This window comes from Pectobacterium peruviense (genome assembly GCF_002847345.1).
Classification (GTDB): domain Bacteria; phylum Pseudomonadota; class Gammaproteobacteria; order Enterobacterales; family Enterobacteriaceae; genus Pectobacterium; species Pectobacterium peruviense.
In genome coordinates, this window is sequence record NZ_LXFV01000005.1 from 67031 (window position 1) to 85143 (window position 18113).

Consider the following 18113-nt stretch of genomic DNA (forward strand, 5'->3'; position numbering starts at 1 on the left):
GTAACCGCACGGACAATTTTCAGGAGCAGGTGATGAATCCACAAGAATTTCTTCGTCGTCGTCAGGTACTGTTGGAAAAAATGGTACCGGGCAGCGCGGCGATCATTTTTTCTGCGCCAGAAGCGCAGCGCAATGCCGACAGTGACTACCCTTATCGTCAAAATAGTGATTTCTGGTATTTTACGGGGTTCAATGAACCAGAAGCCGTTCTGCTGCTGGTAAAAAGCGATACCAAACATCATCACAGCGTCATCTTCAACCGCGTGCGCGACCTGACAGCGGAAATCTGGTTTGGCCGTCGCCTGGGTCAGGAAGCGGCACCCACCAAGCTCGGCGTTGACCGAGCACTGCCGTTTGGCGAAATCAGCACACAGCTGCATTTATTGTTGAATGGATTAGACGTGGTGTACCACGCACAAGGGCAGTACGATTACGCCGACAAGCTGGTTTTTGCCGCGCTGGAAACCCTGCGTAACGGAACCCGCCAAGGGTTTGCTGCCCCCGCGACACTGACCGACTGGCGTCCTTGGGTGCATGAAATGCGCCTGTTCAAATCGCCTGCGGAAATCAGCGTAATGCGTCGCGCCTGTGAAATTACAGCGCTGGCTCATACACGAGCTATGCAGAAATGCCGTCCTGGCATGTATGAATATCAGCTTGAAGGCGAGATTCACCACGAATTTACCCGTCACGGTGCACGCTACCCGTCTTACAACACCATCGTCGGCAGCGGTGACAACGCCTGCATCCTGCATTACACCGAAAACGAAACGCAAATGCGCGACGGCGATCTGGTGCTAATTGACGCAGGCTGTGAATACAAAAGCTATGCTGGCGATATCACCCGTACCTTCCCAGTCAACGGTAAGTTTACCGCGCCGCAGCGTGCCATTTACGACATCGTGCTGCGCTCCCAACTGCGGGCACTAGAGCTGTTTGGGCCGGGCCGTAGCATCCGCGAAGTCAACGAAGACGTGGTGCGCATCATGGTTAGTGGGCTCATCAAACTCGGCGTGATGAAGGGTGAAGTCGAAGAGCTGATCGCCGAACAGGCACATCGTCAGTTCTTCATGCACGGCCTCAGCCACTGGCTGGGTCTGGATGTGCACGATGTGGGCAATTACGGCACCACCGACCGAGGCCGTCCGCTTGAGCCCGGTATGGTGCTAACCATCGAGCCGGGTCTTTACATCGCGCCCGATGCTAAAGTGCCGCAGCAGTATCGGGGGATTGGTGTGCGCATTGAAGACAACATCGTGATCACCGAAAACGGTAATGAAAACCTGACTGCTGGCGTAATCAAAGACGCTGATGCCATCGAAGCGCTGATGGCGCAACGGCATGACACACAGTACTAAACCGTTCTTTCAAAGGACAACGGCATAATTGCAAAGGACAACAGCATGGCGGTCATGATTGTCGGTGGTGGAATGGCGGGCGCGACGCTGGCGCTGGCGATATCACGGCTTTCACAGGGCACAATACCGGTTGACCTTATCGAGGCATATTCACCACTCGACAAGGAACATCCCGGTTTTGACGGGCGTGCTCTCGCGCTGTCTGATGGCACACGCCAACAGCTAGCGGCGCTGGGTATCTGGCAAGCACTGTCGGGCAATGCAACGGCGATAACCGACATCCACGTCAGCGAGCGCGGTCATGCCAGCGTGGTGAATCTGCACGCGTCGGATTATCACGTTCAGGCATTGGGCCATGTGGTTGAACTGCATGACGTCGGGCAGCGTCTGTTTTCCCTGCTGCAACAGGCACCGGGCGTGCGTCTGCACTGCCCGGCGAAAGTGGTTGCCGTCACGCGGACGCAAGAGAACGCCACGCTAACGTTGGATAATGGCACTGAGCTTACAGGCCAGCTACTGGTTGCCGCCGATGGATCGCACTCTATGTTGTCGCAGTCCTGCGGGATTCATTGGCAACAGCATGAGTATGATCAGGTCGCGGTGATCGCCAACGTGACCACCGCCGAACCCCATCGCGGATGCGCATTTGAGCGATTTACCCCGCACGGTCCGCTGGCGCTGTTACCGATGAGTAACGGTCGCAGCTCACTCGTCTGGTGCCATGATAAACATCGTCAACACGACATCGATGGATGGAGCGAAGTCGAGTTTCGCCAACAGCTACAGCAGGCTTTTGGCTGGCGTTTGGGGCAATTCACCCACACTGGCGAACGCCATAGCTATCCGCTGCGCTTGCTAACCGCAAGCCAGCACATCAGCCATCGGCTAGCGCTAGTGGGCAACGCGGCACAAACGCTGCACCCGATTGCCGGACAAGGCTTTAATCTGGGAATTCGCGATGTCATGTCGCTGGCGGAAACGCTCGTCGATGCGGCGAAGAACCAGCAGGATATCGGCCAGTACAGTGTACTCAGCCGCTATCAGCAACGGCGCGAACCCGATCAACACGCAACCGTGGCGATCACCGATGGTCTGGTCAGGCTGTTCGCTAACCGCTATACCGCGCTGGCGGTCGGTCGCAATCTGGGCCTGATCGCTATGAATAACCTGCCGTTGATGCGCGATGCGTTTGCCCGTCGCACGCTAGGCTGGGTAGAACGTTAATTAAGCTCGCCAACAGGAAAATACGGAAATGCAATCATTCGACGTGGTTATTGCCGGTGGCGGTATGGTCGGTCTGGCGCTGGCCTGCGGCCTACAGGGTAGCGGCCTGCGCATTGCCGTGCTGGAAAAACAGGCGGCCGAGCCTCAACCGCTCGGGAAACACCATGCCTTGCGCGTCTCCGCCATCAATGCCGCCAGCGAATGCCTTCTGCGCCATATCGGCGTCTGGGAGAATCTCGTGGCGCAGCGTGTCAGCCCTTATAACGCTATGCAGGTCTGGGACAAAGACAGCTTCGGTAAAATCAGCTTTAGCGGTGAAGAATTTGGATTTTCCCATCTCGGGCATATCATTGAAAACCCAGTGATTCAGCAGGTTCTGTGGCAACGTGCCTCACAATTAAGCGACATCACTCTGCTTTCCCCTGCGTCATTAAAACAGGTCGCCTGGGGCGAGAACGAAGCCTTTATTACGTTGCAGAACGACAGCATGCTGACCGCCCGACTGGTGGTCGGCGCGGACGGCGCGCATTCGTGGCTGCGCCAGCATGCGGATATTCCGCTGACCTTTTGGGATTACGGCCACCACGCACTGGTCGCCAATATTCGTACCGAACACCCACATCAGTCCGTAGCACGTCAGGCATTTCACGGTGACGGCATTCTGGCATTCCTGCCGCTGGACGATCCGCACCTCTGTTCGATTGTCTGGTCGCTTTCACCGGAGCAGGCCCTAGCGATGCAGGGCTTGCCAGTGGAGGAATTCAATCGTCAGGTCGCCATGGCGTTTGATATGCGGTTGGGGCTGTGTGAACTGGAAAGTGAACGTCAAACTTTCCCGCTGATGGGGCGTTATGCCCGCAGCTTCGCCTCACACCGGCTGGTGCTGGTTGGCGACGCTGCGCACACCATTCACCCGCTGGCAGGGCAAGGCGTCAACCTGGGTTTCATGGATGTCGCCGAACTGATTGCAGAACTGAAGCGCTTACAGACGCAGGGTAAAGATATCGGCCAACACCTTTATCTGCGACGCTATGAACGCCGCCGCAAACACAGCGCCGCCGTGATGCTCGCCAGCATGCAGGGGTTCCGCGAATTGTTTGACGGCGACAATCCGGCGAAAAAGCTGCTGCGTGATGTGGGACTAGTGCTGGCAGATAAACTCCCCGGTATTAAACCGACGTTGGTACGTCAGGCTATGGGATTACACGATCTGCCAGACTGGCTTAGTGCTGGGAAATAATAAAACCGGAATGGATAATAAACCTCGCTGCTTAGGCGGCGAGTTATCAATAACGACGCCTTTTTAATTCAATCAGTAATCTTAACCACTTATCTTGTTATTTAATCTACTAATGATTTTTTACTTACATAACGCACTTTATAATTTAGATATAATTAGCGTGATATGCTTTTCTCCCCCTCAATATTTACCATTAAAAACAAACGATTAAACATTTTTGGAAAGGAGATCTTTCTGACATAAATCATATTTTTTATTAAATATTCGAGTGATCCTTTTTTTCAAAAAAAATTTACGTTATAACAACCTAACAAGGATTTTTAACAGGGAGTTACAAGCATGGCTAATTCTATTTTTATGAAGATAACGGGAAAAATTCAGGGACTCATTTCTGAAGGGTGTTTAAGTATCGATTCTGTAGGGAATAAACATATTTCTGGTCTCGAGAAAGCTGTTTTCATCTTATGAAAACGATCTTAACTATCTTCATTTTATTATCTTCCCTGCTGTTCTTTTGGGGATGGCTTATCATCGTTCCTGATACCGTTTATACGGAAAAAGACATTTTTAAGTACTATACATTAACCTATAAAGAAATCAGGGACGCACCGAGACTGTCAAAGAAGTATTACTTTTCTTATGGGCCGAGTGATGAGGCAAACCCTCAGATAAGTACGATATATTCATGCGATCTAGATAACATTAATGAGGCTTACGATAAGTTGCTCGATTATGTTAACAGTACTGGCATCCCATTAGTTGATGATTTCTCCTTAGGTAATTACCCATCATTCGATGAATACTTTCAGATCATTAAAACAAAAGAGCAAGACAGAGTAACAATGAAAGAAATAGAATGTCTAATGTTGGATTTATCCAAGGAACAACGTTAATTAATACTATGATTGAGTGAATGGCGTAATGGATTAAAAAATGAGTACATTCGCGTTTGAGCTGTCCTTGGCTTAGAAATAAGTCAAAAAGGCGTTATCATTAATAAAAAATCTTATTAATCTATTCCTTCAGCGCTGAAGGAGAGTGATGAACGAACATGCATGGAATAATCACTACTTTGAAAACATGAGCGAGTTTCGAAATACAATATTAATTTCTTTCTCAACCAAGCGCCAGAAATAGCCGGTCTCACTGATGTCCAGAATTCACGATCGCTTTCAGATGCCAAAATCTACATCTTGAGGTTTATTGGGTATGATAAACTTATCATTGAATATAATTATCAGGCTAATAAATAAATTTCATCCTATATGGTGACTTACCATTAAAAACAATCAATTATAGAATTTTGGAAAGGATATCTTTCTGATAGGAATCATATTTCTTATTAAATAGTCGAGTTCTTCTTTTGTTCAATCAAGATTTACGTTATAAGTTTCCCAACAAGGATTTTTAACAGGGAGTTACACGAATGGCTAATTCTATTTTCATGAAGATTACCGGAAAAATTCAGGGTCTGATCTCTGAAGGGTGTTTAAGTATCGATTCTGTAGGAAATAAACATATCTCTGGTCACGAAGATGAGATTTTTGTTTATGCAACGAATTACGACTTATCAAGAGATCGACACGTCAATCATCACCCCTTTTCTGTGACCAAAGTCGTTGATAAATCCACACCGCTCTTACTAACCAGCATCGCCAACAATGAGCTAATGGAAGTTGAATTGAGGTATTACCGTACCTCCGCCAGCGGGACCCAAGAGAACTACATGACAATTACATTAAGGGATGCCTCTATTGTCAATATCTCTAATCAGAATCCCAACTCATTGACGCATAACGATATGCAGCCATTTGAAACCCTAAGCCTGCGTTATGAGAGTATTACCTGCCAGCACAATATCGCAGGGACATCGGGATACAGCATATTAACTGAAAATATGTACTGATAAACCATGAATAAATTCAATGATATTATCAACGAATGCGACCTTAGTTTTTCCGATTGGGGAAAGAACTATCCGCGTTGGTCGCCTATTGACTTCGTTTGGTGGAAAACATTTGGCGGTGATGATTATTTAAATAAATACAAGGATAGTTATATTATTTTCCATAAAGAGAAAATAAAAGATATTGCTCGACAATATAAAATACCAGCAACGCTCCTTGCTTTGGTTGCTCGTTCCGAAGCCGGAGGTATGGTTGATTATCTTAAATATCCAGTTTTATTTTACAGGCAGGCAGAGTATACCTACAATAGTTGGACAGAGATGGATACCTCTACGTCCAGCCCTGAGAAAACATCGATAGGTATTATCGCAATGCAAATTAGAGTAGTAGCCGAGATTTTCGGAAAAACCCCAAGTGAGTTGAAAAATGCAGAAGCAACATATATTTCTATCTGCCTAAATAAAGATAATTTCAACCTTACTATGGTCGCACGCCATCTTTATGAGTTAATCAATTACGACTACCCTGGTGCTGACACGTTGAACCTAACAGACGAGCAGTTTATTCTTGCTGGTTCACGCTATAATAGAGGCATTGAACGCAGTCACAGTGATTTTATTCGTTCGATAAATGCAGAAAAAAGTTTGGTAGATGTAAGGGACTGGACATCATATGGTAGAAGAATGTTAAGTCATCGCGAAAAAGTAACAAAATTACTTTATAGTAGTACGACTGTTATGCAAAGACCGTAGGATAAACATGCAGCCAGGAAAAATATCAATGTCACGAGCAAAAAAATTCCTCTATCATGTCTATTTTTATGCCTATTCTGCGTTATGCCTTTTTTTAATCAATGCTTTTTCTACCACTGAATATGAATGGATGATAGATGGCGACTCAGTTGCAGATTTCTGTGAAGTGCCGGAAGCCGATGCTGATGGTTTTTTCAGTATCATTATTGTTCCTTTATCTATCCCTTTTTTTATTTTTAAAAGAAGCCTGCCTAGAATCATTACTTATCTTATCATCCTCGGGTATCATTCATACCGTTTTTATACACGAATCAGTCTTTGTCCAAATTAGTCTATTTTGAGTAAACTATAAACTAATAAAACTGACGAATTGGATAACAAACAAAAAATACAATGACATGTTGAAATTCAAATACAGTGACTTAATAAAATCAATATTTTTACTATTTATCTCAATTGGCATATTTGTTATTTTCGCAGGATTATTCCACGAAGGAAGTTACCACTACAAAAAAGATGATCATTTTACACATTATACTTTAACCCTAGATGAAGTAAAAGACATATCTGTTATTTCTGACAATTACGAATTTTACTATTACTCACCAGATGGCACGCAGCGATTAACCAATGGCGTAGTTTTTTATAACCCAATTCCTGAGCGTAAAACTGAATTGGTAAAATACATAGAGACACTTGGATTTAAAAAATCCAAAAGCATCCCATGGAGTTATGGAAATATAATTGAAGTATGGATAAAAGGACATGATGAGGTTAATTTAATACAAGATGATAAAAACAGAAGGATTGATATCTCATTTATTAAATAGTAATATTAATTTTTCATCAGGATTCAAAAAGGAATTTGAAAGCATGTTTAAAAAAAATCAAATCTATAACATCTATTTTTATTCTTATTCTGCCTTATGTCTTTTTTTAATCCATGCATTTTCTACAATCGAATATGAATGGCTATTTGGTGACAGCTCACTTAAAAATTTTTGTGAAAACCCGAGAGGCTATGCTGATAGTTTTTCAAATTTCATCATCATCCCTTTGTCCATTCCTTTTCTGCTGGTTAAGCGGACTCCTCCAAAAATCATTACTTACCTTATCATTCTGCTCTATTACTCAGGCAGTTTCTATACACGCGTTACTATCTGCCCGTACTGGTAACACACTCTGTCGAGTGCAAAACTCGCCGCCGCAGCGGCGAGTCTAGTGTATTACGCATCTGGCCCGATTCTGATCACCAACTTACCGAAATTGCGACCATGTAATAGACCGATAAAGGCTTCCGGGGCATTTTCCAGACCGTCGACAATCTCTTCCCGATATTTGATCTTACCTTGCGCGACCCACGGCGAAACCTCTTTCCAGAATTCATCAAAGCGATGACCATAATCATCAAAAATGATGAACCCCTGCATGCGAATACGCTTCTTCAGGATAGTCCCCGCGAGCAGCGATAAGCGGTCTGGGCCATCGGGCAACCCAGTGGCATTGTAGCCAGAGACTAATCCGCACACCGGAATACGCGCCGAGGTATTCAGCAGCGGTAATACCGCGTCAAAGACTTTCCCACCGACGTTTTCAAAGTAGATATCGATGCCCTGCGGACAGGCCTGTTTCAGCTGTTCGGCAAAATCATCCGCTCGGTGGTCGAGGCACACATCAAACCCAAGAACCTCAACCGCGTAGCGACACTTCTCCGCCCCACCAGCCACACCGACAACCCGACAACCTTTCAGTTTCCCGACCTGGCCGACCGTCGCGCCGACAGGCCCCGTAGCGGCGGCTACCACCAGCGTTTCACCGGCTTTCGGCTGGCCGATATCCGTCAGCCCCATATACGCAGTAAAGCCCGGCATGCCCAGTACGCCCAGCGCATAGGAAGGATTGGTGGGCGACTGCCCCAGATTGGTTAAGCCTTTACCGTCAGATACCGCATAGTCCTGCCAGCCGCTGTAAGACAGTACCCAATCGCACGTCTGATAATCCGGGTGTTTTGATTCAACCACGCGGCTGATAGTTCCACCGACCATCACGTCATTCAGTTCGACCGGTTTGGCATAAGAAGGCGCGTCACTCATGCGGCCACGCATGTAGGGATCGAGGGAAAGAAACACGGTGCGCAGCAACACTTGCCCCGTATTGATTGATGGAACAGCCTGTTGTTCCAGATGAAAATTATCTTGTGTCGGCGCGCCGTGCGGGCGTTGAGCCAAAACCACACGGCGGTTAATGCGATCGGTTTGCGGCATAATATCCTCCATTAGACAAAGCGCGTTGATAAAATCACTTCGTTAACAATAGGATCTGTTCTTTCTTCTGGCTACGCAAACCGTGCGGCGTTGATTATGCCGTTTTGCTTTTTTCGTAACGCGACATGCGATCCAGATACCCCATGACGAGCGCAGACAGCACAAACGTCAAATGGATAATCACATACCACATCAGCTTGTTATCCGGGATATTACGAGCATCCATGAACACGCGCAGCAGATGGATCGACGAGATAGCAACAATCGAGGCAGCCACTTTATTTTTTAGCGAGCCTGAGTCCATCTTACCGAGCCAGTTCAACTTTTCTCTGCCATCGGTGATATCTAATGCCGACACAAAGTTTTCGTAGCCGGATAGCATGACCATCACTAGCAGCCCGCCAACCAGCGTCATATCGATCAGTGATAGCAACACCAGCACCAAATCTGCCTCTGCCATATCAAAGATATTGGGCAGGACGTGGAACACTTCCTGGAAAAACTTAATCGCCAGCGCCAGTAAGCCCAGCGATAGCCCAAGATAAACAGGGGCAAGCAGCCAGCGCGATGAGTACATCAGATTCTCAATAAAACGTTCCATAACTCACTATATGCAGGAGGAAAAGAGGGAAATAATAGCGAAAAGTCCTGCTGTGGTGTTAATCAATTCTTGAACAGAATGCACCCTTTACGGAATGCACTATCGCATCGTCAACGGTGAGTGCCGCGTTTTGTGATCCTGCCTGTATCAACCTTTAAATCGATGCCGTTTCTTTCTCGCCCACGGCACGCATCTGGAAGTGCGCCGCTAAGCCATGCCCACCACCGCATAGGCGTTTCATCATCGTGTTCGGTGCTACCAGACAATCATCGAACGCGATAACAATAACCTCAAAACACAGGCTGAAAAATACGCTAACGCATTGATATTTTCGTATCTTTCCTTATATTCTGCCTTTCTGAATACGTCATTATTCATGATGGCGTGAATCCGGCCTCATCGACTAAACACCCAAGACAAGAAGGATGAGTAATGGGGAATCCAGAAAAAATCGCTTTCTTCGTACTCTTAAAAGCATTCGTTCGGTTCGGTAACTTACTTCAATCGATGAGTATTATTTTACCGAAAGAGGTTGTTTTACTTACGGATGATCTTTGGGACTACCTTGTATCAGATGCGAAAAATATAAATACCAACCCGGCGCTTGAGGCTATAGACACAGCCGTGGTAGATGAACAGGATGCGAACAGTGACGAGATTTTAAAAAATCTGTATCTCTACGCTTTTTCAGACTTCCTCATGTTTTTCTCTGAAGGTACTGCAAGCTTAACGGCAGCAGAATCATCGATTATTGACGCCTATGATTACATGGCGACTCAACGCTTTTTACTCAACGAGAAGGAAGGAAAAGCGACAATATTGAGTGATGACGATGAGGAAAAAATAAAACGCGATCCACTGTATACGGGAGAGCTTACGGCTCAGCAAGCAGACCGGACTTTCGCTGAAAGCATCGTTCAATGGGACGACGTGGTAGCATTTCGATGAGAATTTCCCCCAAATGACATGTTTCAATGATAAAGAACATAAGCACGAGTTTGTCGTGGTTGGCGATATCAAATCCCTTGATCTAATAAAAGCAAAGATGGCTGGTTGGATTGATGGAATAGGATTGCTATAGGAAAAAATATGAATGGTAATGCGTTTGAAGCGTGGCGAGACGAGCTGCTTTCTTTGGACAGATATGAGAATGCCGAAGATGCCCGCCAATTTTCAACGTTGGTAAAAGGCGTCATTGGTAAGCTTGATGCAAAAACGATAGATGTGTTGTTAGACACATTTTGCGATGATGATGATTATGGTATTCAGGAGCGAGTACTGGTTGTTCTCGATCATGCGGATGCCACCCTTTATGCAGAAAGACTTGCCACCAATTTTGCCAAAATAAAGAATCAGGCAAGCGACAAGGAATGGCCGTTAATATTAATCGGGCGAATGGTGAATTCGGAAAATGATGAAAAGATCAATGCCATCGTTTTAGCGGCCAAAAAACATAAATCATTCGACGACTTCATTCGCAGCGATGAGTTTTTGGATGAATATCCAGAACTCACTAGCTATATCGATGATCATCTCGATCGATGAGAGTCTCGCTGGTTAATACAATTGGGAAGGCGAAGGAATAACGATGTTCAATGAACTGGTTTTTGTAGAAGGCAATCCTGACAAGGACCATCCCTATCTTGGTGGCAGTCCCTTTTTACCAGCATCGATAACCTGGCCGACGGACTCAAGCGGCTCAGACTTACTCCACCTTGCCAGTTTTCCATCAACATTCATTAATCAGCATATTCCAGACATGGAATTGGACGATAGGCTTGTGGTTTCCGTCTTCACGCCCTATTCACTGTTATCTGATGGCTATATTGAGAAGGCAATGAATGAGGGAGGAAAAGTGTTAGCTTATATCCCCACTAACCAGCCGTTAGAGGCCTATGGCAACCCGATCATTCCATCGCGGCGAATAACCCTATTGCAAAACCCGAATGACGACAACGATGAAAATGGTATTGCCAAGATCGCGGGTATTCCAGCATGGATTCAGGACGAAGAAAGTCATGAGGATCTGAGCTATACCCTGCAAATTAACCATTCTCGCCTAAATAAAGCAGCGCCCAGCCATAAAGGCATTCTTGCCGGTGGTATGGGATATTTGCTGTTGAAGAAAGGGATTAATGGCGAAGATCTTCAAGCCGGGAAATGGATCATTCAAACATCATAAAACCGTGCATTGATCAATGCAGCGTTGGGTTAACGATTCTATGGATAATAAATGAACATCGCACAGTGCATCCTTTCCATTACGCCACATTGGCATTGCCATGTGCCTGCATCTGACACCGAGTGGGAGACTATCGAAAGCAGTACGGCACTGATTTTTCCGCCTGATTATAGAGAGTTTATGAAATGGTCGGATGGCGGAGAAGGGAGACTTTCGCATGTTTATTTATCGATATGGCCGTCAACACAGATAGTGAAATTAAATCAGGATTATAAAATTAACCATTATTTAGGCGATAGGGTCCTCGCGATTGGCTCAGATGGTGGATCCATTTGTTTTTTATTAGATTATCGATTCACAGACACGCCAACATTTGCAAGTGTGAATATTGGCGATCTTGACCCAAGAAAGATGAAGAGCATTGCATCGACATTCACATCTGCACTCAACTTAGCCATTTCAGGGCAGATAGTCGGTGATGAACTGTAACTCCCCTCAAGATTAGTCCCACCCCGTTAGTTTACAATTTATCTAGCCTTTAACTTGGGTCTTGTGGGAACGCATTGAGGAACATGAGGATGTCAGACGTTTTTACCGCACTGCACAGGCTTTCCCCAAGAGATTTGCAACGCTACGCCTCTGCCTGTTTACAGGCCTATTGCGATGCAAAATTGATTCGACATCCCTCGATCGACGCGTTGCTAGCGCATCTTAATTGTTATCCTGAGAGTGGCAACCTGGTTGAATGGGAAAGAAAAGGGGCATTGCTGCCGCTAAATGGGCGCGGAGATGATATGCCGCGAGATCTTGCCCTATCCATTGCACCTCAAGATATTGAAGAATTCACCTATCTTGTTGATGCTGCCGTTGAGGTCGGCATAGTCGATATGTATGGGGTACCAACGGCGCTTCCGGTTGAATTTGTAGGAAAAATAGCCATGATTCTTTCCCAAAATAATATCGACCTGCCTGAGGTTTACGTAAAATAAATGTCGTATCCAGAATAGCAAGAATATTGAGACAGGGTTCTGATGAAGATAGTGAAACCTAACAGCGGACACTCAGAACATGAGCTATGAGTACAAATTAGTATTTGATGATGCCTCGACTGTTCAACATGCCATGAGTACGATTAAACGCAGTGAGGCCTGTATTCATGCCGAAAACGGTGATGTCTATTTGAAAGACAAATCCCTAAACAATCGCGCTGATTATGACATCCGCCTGATCGATGAAGACGATGGCTCGCTGTGGCTACAGGTTAACGTTAAATCTGTCTATCTGTACGCGCTCGTGCAGGAGACACTAGGCGAGAAATCTTTCAAATGCTTTGAAGATGGGGATGCGGAGAGTGAAGTTGAACTCAACGAGGCTTTTCGTCTACATAACCGTTAGTGACCGATATCGGTTATTTCCCTATACGACTCACCGTTCTACTTTCTGGCAAATACAAACTGAGAATAACGTGACAAAAGCTAAGAGTATGAATAGGTTAAATTTCTCAAAGTGGCTATCAAGCTCTGGCGGCCCTCTGGTTATCATGGATGAGAATACCGCCAAACGGTGGACAGGTAGCCTCGGCCCACATGCGGATTATGATCTTTGCTGCCAGACCATCGATTATGCAGAAAAGCGGCGTATGCACGACTCAAACGTATTGATTCTTGGGGATGAACCTTTGCAGGCGGCAGTCGCAACAGCGGACAATTTGATATTGATTGTCAGGTGGAAATGGGCTGAAAGTGAAACTGACGTTCAAAGAGCAATTAATGCGTTTGATTTTAGTTTGGCCTCATATGAGGAAAAATTCGATATTGAGTGGGCCAATACCAACCTTGTAATTTTTGATGCGGCAAATACATATGCCCACAAAGAGGCAATATCATTCAAAGCCAATTCTCTGCTCAATGAAGTTAGGACCTTAATCGTTTCCCCCACTCCCGATATGTCTCTGTTGATTCACACCCTACAGGTAAAAAAATAGAGAGCGTTCTTTCATACAATGTTCACCTCAACACATTACTCAATCCGCTCTGACATCGTCAGAAACGCACCAAAATTATCCGCCTGCTGGCTGTTAGCCAAGTTGCAGAAAAAACCGGCCGCATTCATTTGTTGTGTTATTTGCGAAGTTATCATCTAAAAAGAGATAGCCCATGCCATCTGACAGTATTCCTTTATGACGGGGTAACGCAACATCTAAATCTCCCCCATAAATGGACATTCGTCTCTGCCCTATATTTGATGCGATAGGCCCTTGCAGCCAGGCATCAATGCCATCCAATTTAGAGGCTAAATTTTCTTCATCATCGGATTCAGTACTTCTTGAAAGCCGAATGCTTCCACGATCGAGAATTTGATTAGCGGCTTCGTTTCTTTCGTCTTCAGAACGAATATAACCCACGACAATAGCCTCAGAATTACCATGAATCGCACGAAGTCTCCGGTAATGCAAAACCTCCCCCGTCAAATAAGGTATAAATATAGAAACCCAATAGGGCTTAGCAGCAAGTGACGGTGAAAACCACTCTCTGGGAAAAGCTGCCAGATGAGTAAGCGGCACTCCATCAGCAGAACATGGCCAGGATATTTCACTGGGTAAATAAGCCCCGCCGCCGACATAGGCATCATGAGAGGTATGAGGCTCATGGGCAAAAATCAGTTCATCGTACATAGATATTTCTCGTGTGAATGATTGATAGCAGCAGGCCGTTTAACTGGCTGATTTCTTGCGCCAAACGGATGCATTCCCTGAGGTTATTTCAACCAGTTGCCCATCATTATCGTAGTGACAGAACCATTCATCTTCACCGGGCCACCCTTTGGAAAAGGCTCGGCCAGACAGCACGCGGCCAGCAGAGGAATATTGGTAAAGAAATACGGCAAAAGCCTCTCGAATCCCTACGCCCACATAAACTACCGCGTGATCCTCTAATTGCAGCATTCTCCCCAAGCCGAGCAATTTCGATTCACCACACGCTGAACGAGCCATTCCCTTAAAACCCAACGTCGCAATGTCTAAAGCATCGCCAGTACGGTTATATAGGGTTGCCTGAATGGCTTGAACGCCCTTCTGCCCAGGAGAAACCGTAATAACATGATGGCCACCAGAGAAACCAGAGCAATATTTCCCCAGCCAACGCGCTTCATCTAGATTGGCATATTTCCTTTTCATCAGTCGGGGTGACGAAAAACCCATACGCTCATCGCTGTACGGTAAATGTCCAAAATAATCGCCGTCAGAAAATTTCCATTCATCGACCGAATCACAACACGCCAGATAAACAGGGTACGAATCGGTTGTATCAAATGCCTGAAATTGTTTTCTGAGATCGTCAAGCGTCGACTTCACGATTGGAATATCAAGCAACAGCTTAGTCTCTGTCATGAGTAACCCTATTCACCATTTTTTCTATCCATCGTTTTCCATTTTGCATCGATATTGCCACAGATTTTGCCAGAAAATGTTTTCATCGCGTCGGCGGCTGTAAAGATGCAGCCCTGCATGGTAAGTTCCAACTGCTGCTGTATTCGCTCATTTCTGGGTGAAATACCGTTGAAATAAGAAAATCGTGAGTTCCCAAACATACGGGCAGCATGACGAGAAATATAAAGTCAAACACCAAGAGGTAAGGCTGAAAAATGATCGAATCTGCCGAAGAGTTTATTGCCTTACGCAGTAGCGACATAAAAAGTGAATATGATAGATCGGCCATGGAAGAGGCCCCACTTGATGTCTGGCTCGACGTTCTGAAGAAATATCCAAGCTACGGAAGGTGGGTCGCACATAATAAGACGGTGCCGTTGGAGATCCTCGAAGCATTGTGTGCGTTTGATGAAATGACGAGGGCATGTGTCGCGAGTAAACGAAAATTGTCCTATGCCTTGTTCGATCGTCTCTCTCGTGATGCAAATCGTACAGTGCGGGTGGCCATTGCTGCTAACAGGAAAGCACCTGCTGACATTCTTGAGAGATTGCTGGCAGATACAGACGAAGGCGTCATCAGGATCGCCAGATATAACGTTAATGAAAGATAAATGGCTAATTTTCACGGGTAAAACATCAGGAGAACGTCATGAGTGTTAAATTTTCGGCAGCCTACTATGATTCGTCCACTGAAGAGGCGGTTTTAACCGTTGGATTTGCAGACAATGAAGATAACCCACAGCATTTTCTGATTTTGCAGCGGGCGGAAGAACCTGACGAACAAGACGAAGCGCTGGATCAAGATACTTATTATGTTGAGATCGGCAATCCAGGCATGGCTGGATATAGCGGGATTGATGATGTTGTGATCGCGACAAACAAAATCATTTTTACGTGCTCAGGCACCACAAACTGGTGCAAAACGATAAAAACGATTGAGATAGAAATCGCACCTGAGTTGGGGAGCGTTGACGAAATTGAAGCATCGCTTCGGCAAATCTTTATCGACACACCAACAAGCGTCTCGCAGTCATAACCGCAGTCGACTGCACAAAAAACAGTCTCATGGGAAACAAGATACGAAAACGTATTTTTGGGCTAACATCGAGGCATAAATTTATGTCACTGACTCAAATATTGGTAATACCCACCTATGTTAGTTCATATCTACGTAGCAAATAATGATGATGGACCCGTGTTTGAACAGCTACACGTCCGGGAAATCGAGAAGGATACTTACGAATTGTTGTCTTCTCCCGGTCTGGCGCTAAATTTGGCTCGCGAGGATATCTTCCGAATTAAAGACAAGCATGCGCATCCGGAAGTGCTGAAAAGAGGCGGCAATTTTTGCATTCATATTTATGCCGATGAGCTCTCCCCTGAAAACATCACCTGTTTAGAGAATGATGTGGTTAGCCAGTTGAACGGAACATTAGACGGCAGATTTGAGGGAAATTTAACGTTGGCCGTTCCAGCAAGAAATGGGATGGATAAGATTGCAGATGTTTTCGACGCCTTTCGCGAAAAAACAGGCATCGAATGGTACTTTGCGAATATTTATAAGAACATTGACGACGATGAAGACGAAACGCTTTTACATTGGTGGCTAGATAGCTAAATACGATTCAGCCCGTCCCTCAAGTGAAATAACGCATTTCGGGAGTTTCGGAATGCCTCAAAAACCACAGCGAATTTAACCATGCAAAAAGCGGATCAAACCCTGCCCAGCGCGCTACAAAAACAAACCTGCGATAAGTATCAATTGCCGCTGCATCCCCCAGAGGAAATGGTCGCGATTGCTTTAGATACCTTACCGCGCTCGCCCATTTACGGAACCCGGATCGCATTACCGGAAAATGGCACGATAAGCTGGTTTATCCATTGTGGCGAGTATTCAGCAGAGAGCGGCTTTTATCAAGCCTTGCACACGAGTCATCTGGAAGAAACATTGCCTGAAGTCGTACGGTACCTATTTCTACCCGAAGGAACGAAATTCATCATCGATCGAGCTGGATATGAGGATGTTTGGCAGGAAGAGGCTGAATAGATGACATTTGCTGTCTGAATCCATCATTTCCCCGTCGAATACCTTTCCCATCACGTAAGCCGTACAGGGCGAGTCGCCATTGTTAGTGAATAAAACCAGGCTATTTCATGACCAGAAAATCAAAACGCCCTGAGAAAATCTCAAGGCATTTTGGAATACAATTTCTACTGCGAACTTATTTTTACTGTGACACAGAAATAATAAGCATCGCAATATTTTATATCTCTAAAATAAAATCACGACTTATCGTGAAGCATTCAGCGGAATTTCAGGATCGGGTTCGTGGGTCATACGGTTACGTAAATCACGACGAATAATCTCAATAGACCAGAACCAAATCAGGTGACCCACAATCTCTGATACATGTTCATACATCGGGAGAACGAACAGAGAAGGAGTCAAACCCATCAATGGGAATGAAATCATATGGACAAACAGTTGAGCCAGCGCACCAGCCAACAGCCCTTGCCATAATTTTATTTTAGGAAATACTTCTGCAACAATGCAATAACCTAAAGCAAAAACAATAGAGAAAATAATATGAGTTACGCCAACCCAATTGAATACGTGGCCGGCAAAAGTATAAACAGCCGCATTAGGATCAACAACGCCTAGCCAATCGCGTAAAAAGATGTAGGGAGGGTTAAGAAAATTACGAGAGCAATCAATTTGATCAGCCGCTCTAATCAGTGATTCAGGTACACAAGCACTACTAAACATATCGGTAGGGCTACGTGGAGGAAGCGGATTTTCTGCCCCCCATTTTACAAAAGAGGAAACAATACCTGCAATCAAACCAATAAAAGCAGCCAGTCCATAGCGTCTCCGAGATGGAGGGGTTTGTTCAAAGAAGTTCATTTTTTTACCAATCTAACCATTAAAGGTTATATTCTTACATAGGTATTATGCTCTTAGAAAGATGTTAATTGACATATCGAACAACCTCTCTAGGTTATTTTGTTATTAGAAATACAGTTTTAAATTTTATAAAATGACCAGAAGAAATTATGAGTTGATTTTTTGTGAAATGTTTATTCAATAATTGAAAAACCAGATTCGATAAAGTATACAAAATGTATATTTATTCCGAGAGAAATGAATAATAATTCAC

At 45.2% G+C, this 18113-nt stretch carries 25 protein-coding genes; 20 read left to right on the forward strand and 5 right to left on the reverse strand.

The features are described from left to right. The first annotated feature begins 32 nt into the window (after positions 1 to 32). The 9 genes from pepP (at position 33) to A0G03_RS04510 (ending at position 7657) form a co-directional block, all read left to right on the forward strand. Positions 33 to 1358: a Xaa-Pro aminopeptidase gene (gene pepP, locus A0G03_RS04470; protein WP_048258501.1), complete on the forward strand. Its 1326-nt coding sequence runs from the start codon at positions 33 to 35 to the stop codon at positions 1356 to 1358. A gap of 45 nt (positions 1359 to 1403) precedes the next feature. Next, positions 1404 to 2582 carry a 2-octaprenyl-6-methoxyphenyl hydroxylase gene (gene ubiH, locus A0G03_RS04475; RefSeq protein WP_048258500.1) on the forward strand — a complete coding sequence of 393 codons (1179 nt, stop codon included), beginning with the start codon at positions 1404 to 1406 and terminating at the stop codon, positions 2580 to 2582. A gap of 28 nt (positions 2583 to 2610) precedes the next feature. Then, a complete protein-coding gene (gene ubiI, locus A0G03_RS04480) occupies positions 2611 to 3822 on the forward strand; it encodes an FAD-dependent 2-octaprenylphenol hydroxylase (RefSeq protein ID WP_048258499.1) in 1212 nt (403 codons plus the stop codon). Between the two features lie 464 nt (positions 3823 to 4286). After that, the gene (locus tag A0G03_RS04485; RefSeq protein ID WP_048258498.1) at positions 4287 to 4715 is read left to right on the forward strand and encodes a hypothetical protein; all 429 of its coding nucleotides are present in this window, start codon (positions 4287 to 4289) and stop codon (positions 4713 to 4715) included. Positions 4716 to 5248: 533 nt separating this feature from the next. Beyond that, entirely contained in the window at positions 5249 to 5728 is a 480-nt protein-coding gene (locus A0G03_RS04490; RefSeq protein WP_039524420.1) for an Hcp family type VI secretion system effector, read from the forward strand. 6 nt (positions 5729 to 5734) lie between these two features. After that, a complete protein-coding gene (locus A0G03_RS04495) occupies positions 5735 to 6481 on the forward strand; it encodes a hypothetical protein (RefSeq protein ID WP_048258497.1) in 747 nt (248 codons plus the stop codon). A gap of 7 nt (positions 6482 to 6488) precedes the next feature. Beyond that, positions 6489 to 6812, forward strand: a complete 324-nt coding sequence (locus A0G03_RS04500) for a DUF2645 family protein (protein WP_223250546.1) — start codon at positions 6489 to 6491, stop codon at positions 6810 to 6812. Positions 6813 to 6879: 67 nt separating this feature from the next. Then, positions 6880 to 7311: a hypothetical protein gene (locus tag A0G03_RS04505; protein WP_048258495.1), complete on the forward strand. Its 432-nt coding sequence runs from the start codon at positions 6880 to 6882 to the stop codon at positions 7309 to 7311. A gap of 43 nt (positions 7312 to 7354) precedes the next feature. After that, positions 7355 to 7657 carry a DUF2645 family protein gene (locus A0G03_RS04510; protein WP_048258494.1) on the forward strand — a complete coding sequence of 101 codons (303 nt, stop codon included), beginning with the start codon at positions 7355 to 7357 and terminating at the stop codon, positions 7655 to 7657. A gap of 50 nt (positions 7658 to 7707) precedes the next feature. On the opposite strand, the gene A0G03_RS04515 is transcribed toward A0G03_RS04510, so the two are convergent. Together A0G03_RS04515 and A0G03_RS04520 are read right to left on the reverse strand one after the other, a co-directional pair. Then, positions 7708 to 8745 carry an NADP-dependent oxidoreductase gene (locus A0G03_RS04515; protein ID WP_048258493.1) on the reverse strand — a complete coding sequence of 346 codons (1038 nt, stop codon included), beginning with the start codon at positions 8743 to 8745 and terminating at the stop codon, positions 7708 to 7710. A 94-nt stretch (positions 8746 to 8839) separates the two neighbouring features. Beyond that, positions 8840 to 9346: a TIGR00645 family protein gene (locus tag A0G03_RS04520; RefSeq protein ID WP_039289774.1), complete on the reverse strand. Its 507-nt coding sequence runs from the start codon at positions 9344 to 9346 to the stop codon at positions 8840 to 8842. 432 nt (positions 9347 to 9778) lie between these two features. Here A0G03_RS04520 and A0G03_RS04525 point away from each other — a divergent pair, with 432 nt between their 5' ends. The 7 genes from A0G03_RS04525 (at position 9779) to A0G03_RS04555 (ending at position 13512) form a co-directional block, all read left to right on the forward strand. Continuing rightward, positions 9779 to 10294 (forward strand): hypothetical protein, encoded by a 516-nt coding sequence (locus A0G03_RS04525; protein ID WP_048258492.1) that lies wholly within the window; start codon positions 9779 to 9781, stop codon positions 10292 to 10294. 141 nt (positions 10295 to 10435) lie between these two features. After that, a complete protein-coding gene (locus tag A0G03_RS04530) occupies positions 10436 to 10891 on the forward strand; it encodes a hypothetical protein (protein ID WP_048258491.1) in 456 nt (151 codons plus the stop codon). Positions 10892 to 10934: 43 nt separating this feature from the next. After that, on the forward strand, positions 10935 to 11528 hold the full coding sequence (locus A0G03_RS21900) for a DUF1963 domain-containing protein (protein WP_189315185.1): 594 nt from the start codon (positions 10935 to 10937) through the stop codon (positions 11526 to 11528). A gap of 51 nt (positions 11529 to 11579) precedes the next feature. Next, entirely contained in the window at positions 11580 to 12017 is a 438-nt protein-coding gene (locus tag A0G03_RS04540) for an SMI1/KNR4 family protein (RefSeq protein WP_053075282.1), read from the forward strand. 89 nt (positions 12018 to 12106) lie between these two features. Continuing rightward, positions 12107 to 12517, forward strand: coding sequence for a hypothetical protein (locus tag A0G03_RS04545; RefSeq protein ID WP_223250545.1), 411 nt, complete (start codon positions 12107 to 12109; stop codon positions 12515 to 12517). Positions 12518 to 12596: 79 nt separating this feature from the next. Beyond that, positions 12597 to 12923 (forward strand): hypothetical protein, encoded by a 327-nt coding sequence (locus A0G03_RS04550; protein WP_048258489.1) that lies wholly within the window; start codon positions 12597 to 12599, stop codon positions 12921 to 12923. Positions 12924 to 12993: 70 nt separating this feature from the next. Beyond that, a complete protein-coding gene (locus tag A0G03_RS04555; RefSeq protein WP_157860047.1) occupies positions 12994 to 13512 on the forward strand; it encodes an Imm21 family immunity protein in 519 nt (172 codons plus the stop codon). Between the two features lie 93 nt (positions 13513 to 13605). Here A0G03_RS04555 and A0G03_RS04560 read toward each other — a convergent pair whose 3' ends face one another. Both A0G03_RS04560 and A0G03_RS04565 read right to left on the reverse strand, forming a co-directional pair. Beyond that, positions 13606 to 14202, reverse strand: a complete 597-nt coding sequence (locus A0G03_RS04560) for a hypothetical protein (RefSeq protein WP_048258488.1) — start codon at positions 14200 to 14202, stop codon at positions 13606 to 13608. Positions 14203 to 14241: 39 nt separating this feature from the next. Next, the gene (locus A0G03_RS04565; protein ID WP_131701678.1) at positions 14242 to 14898 is read right to left on the reverse strand and encodes a hypothetical protein; all 657 of its coding nucleotides are present in this window, start codon (positions 14896 to 14898) and stop codon (positions 14242 to 14244) included. A 272-nt stretch (positions 14899 to 15170) separates the two neighbouring features. Here A0G03_RS04565 and A0G03_RS04570 point away from each other — a divergent pair, with 272 nt between their 5' ends. From A0G03_RS04570 to A0G03_RS04585, 4 genes are all read left to right on the forward strand, one after another. Next, the gene (locus A0G03_RS04570) at positions 15171 to 15566 is read left to right on the forward strand and encodes a hypothetical protein (protein ID WP_048258486.1); all 396 of its coding nucleotides are present in this window, start codon (positions 15171 to 15173) and stop codon (positions 15564 to 15566) included. A gap of 38 nt (positions 15567 to 15604) precedes the next feature. Further along, a complete protein-coding gene (locus A0G03_RS04575) occupies positions 15605 to 15991 on the forward strand; it encodes an Imm10 family immunity protein (RefSeq protein ID WP_048258485.1) in 387 nt (128 codons plus the stop codon). 117 nt (positions 15992 to 16108) lie between these two features. Beyond that, entirely contained in the window at positions 16109 to 16573 is a 465-nt protein-coding gene (locus A0G03_RS04580) for a DUF4265 domain-containing protein (protein WP_048258484.1), read from the forward strand. Between the two features lie 81 nt (positions 16574 to 16654). Beyond that, complete coding sequence (locus A0G03_RS04585; protein WP_048258483.1) at positions 16655 to 17002, forward strand: immunity protein Imm33 domain-containing protein; 348 nt, start codon at positions 16655 to 16657, stop codon at positions 17000 to 17002. 243 nt (positions 17003 to 17245) lie between these two features. Here the strand turns inward: A0G03_RS04585 and A0G03_RS04590 are convergent, their stop codons facing one another. After that, positions 17246 to 17860, reverse strand: a complete 615-nt coding sequence (locus A0G03_RS04590) for a YagU family protein (protein WP_048258482.1) — start codon at positions 17858 to 17860, stop codon at positions 17246 to 17248. Positions 17861 to 18113: the final 253 nt, after the last annotated feature.